Annotated in this window: 14 protein-coding genes; 5 read left to right on the top strand and 9 right to left on the bottom strand. The window is 69.7% G+C overall.

Annotated elements, in window-relative coordinates; all coding sequences use genetic code 11:
- The coding region (gene lspA, locus ABNT58_RS10105; RefSeq protein WP_348753356.1) for a signal peptidase II at nucleotides 1–291 on the top strand (291 nt) is incomplete at its 5' end.
- Nucleotides 292–337: 46 nt separating this feature from the next.
- Nucleotides 338–1,006, top strand: a complete 669-nt coding sequence (locus ABNT58_RS10100) for a histidine phosphatase family protein (RefSeq protein ID WP_348753355.1) — start codon at nucleotides 338–340, stop codon at nucleotides 1,004–1,006.
- 16 nt (nucleotides 1,007–1,022) lie between these two features.
- Here ABNT58_RS10100 and ABNT58_RS10095 read toward each other — a convergent pair whose 3' ends face one another.
- Nucleotides 1,023–2,015, bottom strand: coding sequence for a quinone oxidoreductase (locus ABNT58_RS10095; protein WP_348753354.1), 993 nt, complete (start codon nucleotides 2,013–2,015; stop codon nucleotides 1,023–1,025).
- A gap of 62 nt (nucleotides 2,016–2,077) precedes the next feature.
- On the opposite strand from ABNT58_RS10095, the gene ABNT58_RS10090 reads away from it, so the two are divergent.
- Both ABNT58_RS10090 and ABNT58_RS10085 read left to right on the top strand, forming a co-directional pair.
- Nucleotides 2,078–2,383, top strand: a complete 306-nt coding sequence (locus tag ABNT58_RS10090) for a DUF2007 domain-containing protein (RefSeq protein ID WP_348753353.1) — start codon at nucleotides 2,078–2,080, stop codon at nucleotides 2,381–2,383.
- A gap of 243 nt (nucleotides 2,384–2,626) precedes the next feature.
- Entirely contained in the window at nucleotides 2,627–3,301 is a 675-nt protein-coding gene (locus ABNT58_RS10085; RefSeq protein ID WP_348753352.1) for a DMT family transporter, read from the top strand.
- A 15-nt stretch (nucleotides 3,302–3,316) separates the two neighbouring features.
- On the opposite strand, the gene ABNT58_RS10080 is transcribed toward ABNT58_RS10085, so the two are convergent.
- The gene (locus ABNT58_RS10080) at nucleotides 3,317–4,225 is read right to left on the bottom strand and encodes a LysR family transcriptional regulator (RefSeq protein WP_348753351.1); all 909 of its coding nucleotides are present in this window, start codon (nucleotides 4,223–4,225) and stop codon (nucleotides 3,317–3,319) included.
- An 89-nt stretch (nucleotides 4,226–4,314) separates the two neighbouring features.
- On the opposite strand from ABNT58_RS10080, the gene ABNT58_RS10075 reads away from it, so the two are divergent.
- A complete protein-coding gene (locus tag ABNT58_RS10075; RefSeq protein ID WP_348753350.1) occupies nucleotides 4,315–5,103 on the top strand; it encodes a carboxymuconolactone decarboxylase family protein in 789 nt (262 codons plus the stop codon).
- 6 nt (nucleotides 5,104–5,109) lie between these two features.
- On the opposite strand, the gene ABNT58_RS10070 is transcribed toward ABNT58_RS10075, so the two are convergent.
- The 7 genes from ABNT58_RS10070 to ABNT58_RS10040 all read right to left on the bottom strand — a co-directional run.
- On the bottom strand, nucleotides 5,110–5,748 hold the full coding sequence (locus tag ABNT58_RS10070; protein ID WP_348753349.1) for a glutathione S-transferase: 639 nt from the start codon (nucleotides 5,746–5,748) through the stop codon (nucleotides 5,110–5,112).
- A 31-nt stretch (nucleotides 5,749–5,779) separates the two neighbouring features.
- The gene (locus ABNT58_RS10065) at nucleotides 5,780–6,568 is read right to left on the bottom strand and encodes an SDR family oxidoreductase (protein WP_348753348.1); all 789 of its coding nucleotides are present in this window, start codon (nucleotides 6,566–6,568) and stop codon (nucleotides 5,780–5,782) included.
- A gap of 2 nt (nucleotides 6,569–6,570) precedes the next feature.
- Nucleotides 6,571–7,506, bottom strand: a complete 936-nt coding sequence (locus tag ABNT58_RS10060; protein WP_348753347.1) for a DMT family transporter — start codon at nucleotides 7,504–7,506, stop codon at nucleotides 6,571–6,573.
- Nucleotides 7,507–7,609: 103 nt separating this feature from the next.
- Nucleotides 7,610–8,710 carry a GMC oxidoreductase gene (locus ABNT58_RS10055; protein WP_348753346.1) on the bottom strand — a complete coding sequence of 367 codons (1,101 nt, stop codon included), beginning with the start codon at nucleotides 8,708–8,710 and terminating at the stop codon, nucleotides 7,610–7,612.
- A 24-nt stretch (nucleotides 8,711–8,734) separates the two neighbouring features.
- Nucleotides 8,735–9,220 (bottom strand): twin-arginine translocation signal domain-containing protein, encoded by a 486-nt coding sequence (locus ABNT58_RS10050; RefSeq protein WP_348753345.1) that lies wholly within the window; start codon nucleotides 9,218–9,220, stop codon nucleotides 8,735–8,737.
- 164 nt (nucleotides 9,221–9,384) lie between these two features.
- A complete protein-coding gene (locus tag ABNT58_RS10045) occupies nucleotides 9,385–9,576 on the bottom strand; it encodes a hypothetical protein (RefSeq protein ID WP_348753344.1) in 192 nt (63 codons plus the stop codon).
- Between the two features lie 125 nt (nucleotides 9,577–9,701).
- A partial coding sequence (locus ABNT58_RS10040; RefSeq protein WP_348753343.1) for a tripartite tricarboxylate transporter permease occupies nucleotides 9,702–10,194 on the bottom strand: 493 nt, incomplete at its 5' end.

Below are 10,194 nucleotides of genomic sequence, written 5' to 3'. Positions count from 1 at the left end.
TGGCAGCGCTGGTTCTTCATCGGCCTGGCCTCGGTGGTGTCGGTGTTCATCGTGGTGATGCTCAAGAAGCACCCGGGGCAGAAGCTCTTCTGCTTTGCGCTGGCCATGATCCTGGGCGGTGCCATCGGCAACGTGATTGACCGGGCCATCCACGGCTACGTGGTCGACTTCATCCAGGTGCATGCGGCGGGCAAGTTCTTCCCCAGCTTCAACCTGGCCGACAGCGCCATCACGCTGGGTGCGATCTGCCTGATCCTGGACGAGCTGCGGCGGGTGCGCGGCACGCGCTGACACCTGTGTGACGGGCGCGGCGCCGCGGCCGCCGCAGAATCGACGCATGGGCACCCTTTACCTCGTTCGGCACGGCCAGGCGTCTTTCGGCGCCGACGATTACGACCAGCTGAGCACGCTGGGCCGACGGCAGGCCGTGCGCCTGGGCGAGTATTTCCGCGCCAAGGGCCTGACGTTCGAGGCGGCCCTGGTGGGCACGCTGCGCCGCCACGGCCAGACCTTCGATGGCATCTGCGAAGGCTTGCAGGTGCAGCCGCCCGCGCTGGCGTGGCCGGGGCTGAACGAGTACGACAGCGAAGCGGTGATCGCCGCCTTCCACGCCGAGCCGCTGGCCAAACCCGACACGCCCGAGCTGGTGCGCCACCACTTCCGGCTGCTGCGCGAAGGCCTGACCCGCTGGATGCGCGGCGATACCCAGCCCGCCGGCATGCCCAGCTACGCGGAGTTTCTGCGCGGCGTGACCAGCGCGCTGGACCATGTGCGCAGCCAGCACCAGGGCGACGTGCTGCTGGTGTCCAGCGGCGGTCCCATCTCCACCGCAGTGGGCCATGTGCTGGGCACCGCGGCCGAGACCACCATCGAGCTGAACCTGCGCATGCGCAACTGCTCGCTCACCGAGTTCGCGTACACGCCCAAGCGGCACATGCTGGTCAGCTTCAATGCGCTGCCGCATTTCGAGCACCCGGACTGCGCCAGGTGGATGACCTACACCTGAGCCCGGCGCGCAAGCTTCAGGGCAGCAGGATGCTGCAGCCCGTGGTGGCGCGCGACTCCAGCTCGCGGTGCGCCTGCGCGGCTTCAGCCAGCGGGTAGCGCTGGTCGATGCGGATCTTCACCGCGCCGCTGGCGACCATGCCGAACAGGTCGTCGGCCATCGCCTGCGTCGATTCGCGGGTGGCGATGTGGGTGAACAGCGTGGGCCGCGTGACGTACAGCGAGCCCTTGGCCGCCAGCACGCCCAGCTCCACCGGCGGCGCCTTGCCCGAGGCATTGCCGAAGTTGGCCAGCAGGCCGAAGGGCTGCAGCACGTCGAGCGAACGCTCGAAGGTGTCCTTGCCCACCGAGTCGTACACCACCTTCACACCGGCGCCGCCAGTGATCTGCTTGACCCGATCAACAAAATCCTCGCTGCGGTAGTTGATGGCATGGCGGGCACCATGGTCCAGCGCCAGCTGGCACTTCTCGTCGCTGCCGGCGGTGCCGATCAGCTGCAGGCCCATGGCCTTGGCCCACTGGCAGGCGATCAGGCCCACGCCGCCGGCCGCCGCATGGAACAGCACGAAGTCGCCGGGCTGCAGGCCGCCCACCGGCTGCGTCTTGCGCAGCAGGTACTGCACCGTCAGGCCCTTGAGCATCATGGCCGCGCCTTCTTCGAAGCTGATGGCGTCGGGCAGCTTGACCACCGCCTTGGCGGGCATCACCCGCAGCTGGCTGTAGGCGCCGGGCGGCTGGCTGGCATAAGCGGCGCGGTCGCCGGGCTTCAGGTGCGTGACGCCCTCGCCCACCGCTTCCACGATGCCGGCGCCTTCCATGCCCAGGGTCAGCGGCAGCGGGTTGTTGTACAGGCCCGTGCGCTGGTACACGTCGATGAAGTTCAGACCGCAGGCATGGTGGCGGACGCGCAGCTCACCGGGGCCGGGCTCGCCAACGCTCAGGTCGACCAGCTTCATGACCTCGGGGCCACCGTATTCGGTGATCTGGATCGCAGGTGCGGTGGTGGGCAAGGCAGTCTCCTCACGGCTCGTTGGGGTCGCCATCTTGCCGCGCTTGGGCTTACCCTGCAGCCATGCGCCGACTCGACCTTGCCCCCAACCTCGCGATCGCCACGCTGTGGGCCGACTGGCTGCGCCAATGCGGCATCGAGGCCACGGTGCAGCGCGCTTTCAGCAGCAGCATCGCCGGCCAGATTCCGCCCGACCAGGCGCTGCCCGAGGTGTGGCTGGCGGACGAACAGCACTACGAGCGCGCCCGCGCCCTGCTGGACGAGTTGCGCGCCCGGCCCAGCCGCCAGTGGTGGTGCCGCGGCTGCGGCGAACGCATCGAAGGCGGCTTCGAACAGTGCTGGAACTGCGGTGCGATGATGCCGGCATGACCGCGCAGTCCCTGAACGTCCGCATCGCCCTCCTCCTCGCCCTGCCTCCCCTGCTGTGGGCCAGCAATGCGGTCGCCGGCCGCATGCTGGTCGGTGCGGTGCCGCCGGTCCTGATCAATGCGCTGCGCTGGGTGCTGGCGCTGGGGGTGCTGCTGCCGCTGGGCTGGCGCGCCATCGGCACGCCGGCCGCACGCCAGCAGGTGCTGGCCCGCTGGAAGCCTGGCCCTGCTGGGGCTCACAGGCGTGGGCGCCTACAACGCGCTGCAGTACCTGGCGCTTACCACCTCCACGCCGCTCAACGCCACCTTGATCACCGCCAGCTCGCCGGTGTGCATGATGCTGGTGGGCGCCCTTTTCTACGGCCAGCGGCCCACGCGGCGCGGGCTGCTGGGCGCGGCGCTGTCACTGGTGGGCGTGGCGGTGGTGCTGGCGCGGGGCGAGCTGGCGGCGCTGGCGCGCATCAGCTTCGTGCCCGGCGACCTGCTGATGCTGCTGGCCATGCTGAGCTGGTCGTTCTACAGCTGGATGCTGGCCAAGCCGGCGCCCTCGATGGCCGGTGAACAACGCCCCGCCTGGGACTGGTGGGGCTTCATGCTGATCCAGACCCTGTTCGGCCTGGTCTGGGCCGGCAGCGCCGCGCTGCTGGAAGCGGCCATTGCGCCTGCGCCGGTGCAATGGACCACCGGCACCGTGCTCACGCTGGTGTACATCGCGCTGGGCCCGTCCATCCTGGCCTACCTGTGCTGGGGCCGCGGCGTGGCTGCGGTGGGCCCGGCCACGGCGGCCTTCTTCATCAACCTGACGCCGCTGTTCGCCGCGCTGCTGCAGGCCCTGCTGCTGGGCGTGCCGCCACAGCCGTACCACGCGCTGGCCTTTGCGCTGATCGTCGCGGGCATCCTGGTGTCGTCCCGCCGATAGTCCCCGGGCGCAGGCTCAACGCGCGCCGGCCCACTGGGCCTTGAGCAAGGCCACCCAGTCGTCGGCCCGCGCGGGCGGGCGGTCCGTCGGCCAGGCTGCGGCCAGTTGGATGCGCAGGTCGTCTTCTTCCACGATGCGGCGGAACACCACGCCGCGGCGGCGCACCGTGTTCAAGGATTGCGGCACCAGCGCAAAGCCGCGGCCCTCGGCAATCAGGCCCAGCAGCACCGGGTGCTCGGCCGGCTCGGCCACGCGCGGCGGGTGAAAGCCCAGGCGCTGGAACACCTGCTCGCAGTGGTCGAAGTAGGCGGGGTTGAGGCGGCGGTTGAACCAGAACAAGGTATCGGCCGCCAGCGCCTGCAGCGGAATGCGCCGGCGCTGCGCCAACGGATGGCGGGCCGACAGGCAGGCCACCAGCGGATCGTCGCCCAGGTGCTGCAGCGCCAGGCCATCGGTGCGTGATGGCAGGCCGATCACCGCCAGGTCCAGCTCGCCACGGTGCAGGTCGCGGATCAGGTGCGCCGAGATCTGGCGCTGCAGGCGCAGCTGCCGGCCGGGCCAAGCCGCCTCGAACGCCGGCACCAGGCCGCCGAACAGGCTCACGTCCACCACCGTGGTGATGCCCAGCCGCAGCACCGGCGCCTGCGGCGCGGCCGCTGCCGGCTCGAACTGGTTTACCGCCTGGGCCAGCTGCTGCACCAGCGCCCGCGCCTGGGCCAGGAAGCGCCGGCCCGCCTCGGTCAGCTGCACGCTGCGGCGGTCGCGGTCGAAGAGGCGCGCGCCCAGCGCCGCTTCCAGGGCCTGGATCTGCCGCGTGAGCGGCGGCTGGGTGATGCACAAGCGCTCGGCGGCGCGGCGGAAGTTCAGCTCTTCAGCCACTGCGACGAAGTACTCGAGCTGGCGCAGGCTGGGTGGGCGTGCCATGGGCGTTGTGCGAAGCCGAGGGGTGATGCGCACAAGGTATCAGACAAATGGCATTGGCGGCGAGCCTGGCGCGCCGCTACGGTGCAGGCATGACACACCCCACCTTCGACCAGGGCCTGGCCCTGCTGCAGCAGCTGGAAGGCTGCGACCACCCCAGCTTGTTCGATGCCCTGGCGCCGCTGGCGCCCGATCTGGCCACGATGGCGGTGAGCTTCGTCTATGGCCAGCTGTACACCCGGCCGCAGCTCACGCTGCCGCAGCGCCAGCTGGTCACGGTGGCGGCGCTGGCCGCCCTGGGCAACGCGCGGCCGCAGCTGCAATTCCACATCGGCGGCGCGTTGAACGTGGGTTGCAGCCCGCAGGAGATCGTCGAGCTGATGCTGCACCTGGCGGTGTACGCCGGCTTTCCGGCGGCGCTCAACGGCCTCTTCGCCGCGCAGGAGGTGTTCCGGGCGCGGGGCGAGGCGCCTGAGCCCGCCGCGCCGCCGGTGCCGCCCCAAGCCGACCGCTACCGGGCCGGCTGGCAGGCGCTGCAGGCCATCGACGGCCATGCCGGCGAGCAGGTCATCGCCTCACTGGCGGCCATCGCGCCCGACCTCGGCCGCTTCATCATCGAGTTCGCGTTCGGCGACGTCTACACCCGCCCAGGCCTCACGCTGCTGCAGCGTGAGCTTGCCACGGTGGCCGCGCTGGCGGCCATGGGTACTGCCGCGCCGCAACTGCGGGTGCACCTGCACGGGCTGCTGAACGTGGGCGGCACGCCCGCGCAGATGACGGAGGCGCTGATGCACATCGCCGCTTACGCCGGATTTCCGGCGGCCATCAATGGCGTGTTGCTGGCACAGCAGGTGCTGGCCGAGCGTCCCACCCTGGACTGAAGCCGCTCAGCGCCAGTGCCGCGCAAACACCGGCGCCACGCCCGGGTCCTGGTCGATGCGGCTCATCAGCGCGCTGAAGGCCGGGCGAGCGGTGGCCAGGTGGGCTCGCGCGCCCGACCATTTCGACACCACGGCCGCCAGCAGATCCAGCGCGCCCAGCCGTTCGCCGCTGAGCCAGGGCGTGCCGCTGAAGGTGTCGGCAAACACCTCCCACAGCGCATGCAGGCGCTGGCGGGCGCCGGCCTTCACCGCTTCGCAGTGCGCCGGCTCGGCCGGGCTGCACCAGCGCTCGGGGTAGTCGATGATGCCGATGGCCGCATAGCAGTTGGCCACGATGTAGACCAGGCCGCGGATGGCCTGGGCCCGTGCGGCGGCATCGGCCGGCAGCAGGCCGCTGGCCGGGTGGCGCAGCCCCAGCTCGATCAGGATGGCGGCGCTTTCGCTCATCACCTGGCCGTCGGGCCAGCGCAGCGCCGGAATCTGCTGCAGCGGGTTGGCCGTGCGCAGTTCGTCCAGCGCCGAGGCGCCGTCCCAGGTGGCCGCGTCCACCACGCGGAAAGGCAGGCCGGCCTGCAGCAGCGCTGCTTCCACCGCGGCCGAGCCGCTGCCTGCATAGCCGTACAACACATGTTCGCCACTGGCCATGAACTTCTCCTGGCGTTGGGCGGCGGCAGATTCAGAAGGTGCCGGGGTAGGCGCCGCCGTCGAGCAGGATATTCTGACCCGTCAGATAACCCGCCTGTGCGCTGCACATGAAGGCGCAGATCGCACCGAACTCCTCGGCGCTGCCGAAGCGCTGCGCCGGGATGCCCTGGCGGCGGCGGTCGGCCATGTCGTCCACGCTCACGCCGCTCTTGGCCGCGCCCGCCTGCATGGTCTTGCGCAGGCGGTCGGTGTCGAAGGCACCGGGCAGCAGGTTGTTGAGCGTGACGTTGCGGCCGGCCAGCCGCGACTGACGGGCCAGCCCGGCCACGAAGCCGGTGAGCCCGCTGCGTGCGCCGTTGGACAGGCCCAGCACGTCGATCGGCGCCTTCACCGCACCCGAGGTGATGTTGACCACGCGGCCGAAGCCGCGCTCGGCCATGCCATCGACCGTGGCCTTGATCAGCTCGATGGGCGTGAGCATGTTGGCATCCAGCGCCGCGATCCAGGCCTCGCGGTCCCAGCTGCGGAAGTCGCCCGGCGGCGGGCCGCCGGCGTTGTTGACCAGGATGTCCACCTGCGGGCAGGCGGCCAGCGCCTGGGCCCGGCCATCGGCGGTGGTGATGTCGCCGGCCACGGCCTTCACCTGCACCGCCGGGTTCAGCGCACGCAGCGCGGCCGCGGTGGCCTGCAGCGCTTCTTCACCGCGGGCGGTGATGGTCACGTTCACGCCTTCGCGCACCAAGGCCTCGGCGCAGCCGCGGCCCAGACCCTTGCTGGCGGCGCACACCAGCGCCCACTTGCCTGCCAATCCCAAATCCATCGTCATGTCCTCCAACGTGTCAACAACCACACACCGCCCAGCACCAGGGCCGTGCCCACCGCCAGCCAGGGCGTGAAGGGCTCGCCCAGGATCACGATGCCCATGGCCAGCGTGCTCATGGGGCCGATCATGCCCACCTGCGAAGCCATCGAGGCGCCGATGCGCTCGATGGCCATCATCACCATCAGCACCGGGGCCACGGTGCACACCGTGGCATTGAGCAGGCTCATCCACAGCACCGGCTCGGGCACCTGCAGCGCCGACACCGGCCGCAGCACGAAGAACTGCACGATGCACAGCACGCAGGCCACGCTGCTGGCCAGGCCGCTGAGCCGGGCCGACCCCAGGCGGCGCACCGCCTCGCCACTGAGCACCAGGTACACCGCATAGCCGACCGCGCTGCCAAACACCAGCGCGGTTCCCAGGGCCACGCGCGGGCCTTCGAAGCTCAGCTCACGGCCGAAGACGATCGCCACGCCGGCATAACCCACCGCCAGCGCCACCAACTGCCGCGCGCTCACGCGGCGGCGGTACACCACCCAGCCGATCAGCAGCACGATGGTGGGGTTGAGGTACAGGATCAGCCGCTCCAGGCTGGCGCTGATGTACTGCAGCCCGAGAAAGTCCAGAAAGCTGGCCAGGTAGTAGCCGGTGAAGCCCAGCAGCAGCACCGTGCCCCAGTCGCGGCGCGACAGCGGCGGCTTGCCGCGGCCGGCCCACCAGGCCAGCAGCATGAACAGCGGCATGGCCAGCAGCATGCGCAGGAACAGCACCTGCACCGCGTCCACCCCATGGCGGTACATCAGCTTGGCCACGATGGCCTTGCCCGAGAACGCAATGGCCCCGGCACTGGCCAGCAGCAGCCCGGGCCAGACGGCGGAGGGTGCCGCGGCGGTGCCAGCGGCAGCGGGCGTGGCCCGTGGTGGGGAAGAAGACATCGGCCGGGCACTATAGGCCAGGCAAGGAAGAACCCGGCTTGGGCCGGGTTCGTCATGCGCCAAGCCGGGCTTGCCGGGCCGGGAAGGCTGGAAGGCTGACGCCTCAGCCGCCCGCCGCGATGATGCGCTCGATGTTGCGCTCGGCCAGCGCCGAGATGGTGAGCGACGGATTGACCGCCCCGGTGTTGCCGGGAATGGCCGCGCCGTCCATCACATACAGCTGCGGGTAGTTGAGCACCCGGCCATAGGCGTCGGTGGCCTTGCCGATCACCGCGCCGCCCAGCGGGTGTCCGGTGAAGGAGGCATCCACGTCCTTGAGCAGCGGCGGCACGTTGGCCGGCAGCGTCAACGACCGCTGCGCGATGCGGTTGTTCACCGCCCGCATCGCGGCCACGGTGTCGTTGTTGCCTGCGGCCGGCCACAGCAGCCGCGCGCGGTCGGTGGCCGCGTCGTAGACGAAGCTGCCGCGGTTGGTGGTGTCGAAGCTCATGCCCAGGCTGGGGCCCAGGCCCACGCTCAGCGGCACGCCCGGGGCGTACCAGTTCTCCAGCGTGACGGGCAGGCCGCCGCTGGTGTCGTGGATCATCGAAGCGCAGGCCGAGCCGGTGGTCACGCCCAGGTCGAAGGCGCCGACGCGGGCCACCGCGCTGTCGCCATTGGTGCCCCAGCCGCGGCCCACGTGCTCGTTGAGCAGCGGCAGGTCGCCCAGTGCCTTGGCCCGCACCAGCAGCTCCGACGTGCCGATGGAGCCGGCCGCCAGGAACAGCATGTCGCAGGTGAGGTTCCAGCTGGCCAGCAGCGTGCCGTCGGGGCTGCGCTTGGCCACTTCCAGCAGGTAGCGGGTACCGTCGCGGTAGATGCGGCGCACCTCGTGGCCGGGGTACACGCCCACGCGGCCGGTGGCCTGGGCCTGCTTCAGGTAGTTCTGGTTGAGGTCGAACTTGGCGCCGTTGGAATTGCCGAAGTTGGACAGCCCGACGGTGCACGAAGGCCGCGAAGTGCCGGCCAGCTCCTGGCGCACCACGTTCCAGTTCCAGATGCCGTCCACCGGCGTGGGCGCATAACCGGCCTTGCGCATGTCGCTGTCCCAGCGGCGCGAATGGCTGAAGGGCAAGGACTGGTAGACGTCGGACGGCATGGCGCTGAGCCGCAGCATCTGCCGCACACGCGGGTAGTAGGTGGCGTTCATCTCGGCGTACGACACCGTGCCGCCGAACAGCGCGTCGAACTAGCGCTGCTGCGGCTGGATCATCACGCCGGTGAACACCACCGAGCCGCCACCGACGCAGGCGCCGCGCCACACGTCCATGTTCTCGAACTCGCTCACGTCCAGCACGCCGCCGAAGCGGTCGATCGGCAGGCCGGGCACGCCGAACACGTACTTGCTGCGGTCGCGGAACCAGAAGCCGCGGCCATCGGGCAGCGTGTCCTGCGTGAAGATCTCGCGCGTGGGGTGGTTGGGCCACTGGAAGCCACGCTCGAGCACCGTGGCGGTGATGCCGGCCTGTGCCAGCCGCAGGGCCGAGATGGCGCCGCCAAAGCCCGAGCCGATGACGATGGCCCGCGTGTGCGCCGGCGGCGTCGGCGCGCTGGCATAAATCTCGGGGACGATGCCGCGGTAGTCACGCGGCAGCAGCAGGGCTTGCGAGGTGAGAGGCAGGCCGGCAGCGGCCGAGCCCAGGCCCAAATGCTTCAGCAGGTCACGACGTTTCACGTTCGGTGGATCGACGAGTCAAGGGACTGCGATGATCCACCGAAATAAACATTAATGACACATTGAGTGTCATTGATGTCATTAATCCGAAACACTGACTCTTGGCCGGCTCCAAAGAAGAACCCGGCCGAAGCCGGGTTCTTCCTGGACCGCCTTGCGGCGCATCAGGCCGTGGTGGCCTTCTTGTGCGAAGCCTTCTTGCTGTGCTTGACGTGCTTGACGTGCTTCTTGGCAGGCGCCTTGGAGGCGGTGGCCACCGCCGGGGTGGCGGTGGTGGCGGCCGGGGCCACGGCGTCGGCGGCGAAGGCGCCGAAAGCGATCATGGAAGCGGCAGCGGCGGCGATCAGTTTCTTCATGGTAGGGCTCCAGCGTGACTTGGGTGGCGCGGCGTTTGGTGCCGCGGCCCCTTCACAACGAGGCGGGTTCCCGCCCCGTTGACGGCTTTACAAAAAGACACAAAGGGCCGACCGCAGCCGCAGGATCACTCTTCCTGGAAGGCCTCTTCGCGCTTCTTCTTGACCGAAGGCAGCAGCACGATGATCACCATCAGCGCCGCGGCCACCAGCAGACCGGCCGACAGCGGACGCGTCATGAAGGTGCTCCAGTCGCCACGCGACAGCAGCAACGCGCGGCGCAGGTTTTCTTCCATCATCGGGCCCAGGATGAAGCCCAGCAGCAGCGGTGCGGGCTCGCAGCCCAGCTTGTAGAAGATGTAGCCCACGATGGCGAATCCGGCGCCCATGTACACGTCGAACGCGTTGTTGTTCAGGGTGTACAGGCCGATGCAGCAGAACACCATGATGGCCGGGAACAGGAACCGGTAAGGCACCGTCAGCAGCTTGATCCAGATGCCGATCAGCGGCAGGTTCAGGATGATCAGCATCAGGTTGCCGATCCACATGCTGGCGATCAGGCCCCAGAACAGGTCGGGGTTGCTGGTCATCACCTGCGGACCGGGCTGGATGCCCTTGATG

The sequence above is a fragment of the uncultured Aquincola sp. genome (genome assembly GCF_964001545.1).
In the GTDB taxonomy this organism is placed as follows: domain Bacteria; phylum Pseudomonadota; class Gammaproteobacteria; order Burkholderiales; family Burkholderiaceae_C; genus Aquincola.
The sequence above is the reverse complement of the archived record's forward strand: the minus strand, read 5'-3'. Positions and strand labels throughout refer to the sequence as shown.

Bases quoted from the DNA above. Each gene is read 5' to 3' on its own strand.
- ABNT58_RS10080 (WP_348753351.1), bottom strand. From the start codon at position 4,225: ATGGCACGCCCACCCAGCCTGCGCCAGCTCGAGTACTTCGTCGCAGTG.
- ABNT58_RS10060 (WP_348753347.1), bottom strand. From the start codon at position 7,506: ATGTCTTCTTCCCCACCACGGGCCACGCCCGCTGCCGCTGGCACCGCC.
- ABNT58_RS10045 (WP_348753344.1), bottom strand. From the start codon at position 9,576: ATGAAGAAACTGATCGCCGCCGCTGCCGCTTCCATGATCGCTTTCGGC.
- ABNT58_RS10100 (WP_348753355.1), top strand. From the start codon at position 338: ATGGGCACCCTTTACCTCGTTCGGCACGGCCAGGCGTCTTTCGGCGCC.
- ABNT58_RS10070 (WP_348753349.1), bottom strand. From the start codon at position 5,748: ATGGCCAGTGGCGAACATGTGTTGTACGGCTATGCAGGCAGCGGCTCG.
- ABNT58_RS10090 (WP_348753353.1), top strand. From the start codon at position 2,078: ATGCGCCGACTCGACCTTGCCCCCAACCTCGCGATCGCCACGCTGTGG.
- ABNT58_RS10065 (WP_348753348.1), bottom strand. From the start codon at position 6,568: ATGGATTTGGGATTGGCAGGCAAGTGGGCGCTGGTGTGCGCCGCCAGC.
- ABNT58_RS10075 (WP_348753350.1), top strand. From the start codon at position 4,315: ATGACACACCCCACCTTCGACCAGGGCCTGGCCCTGCTGCAGCAGCTG.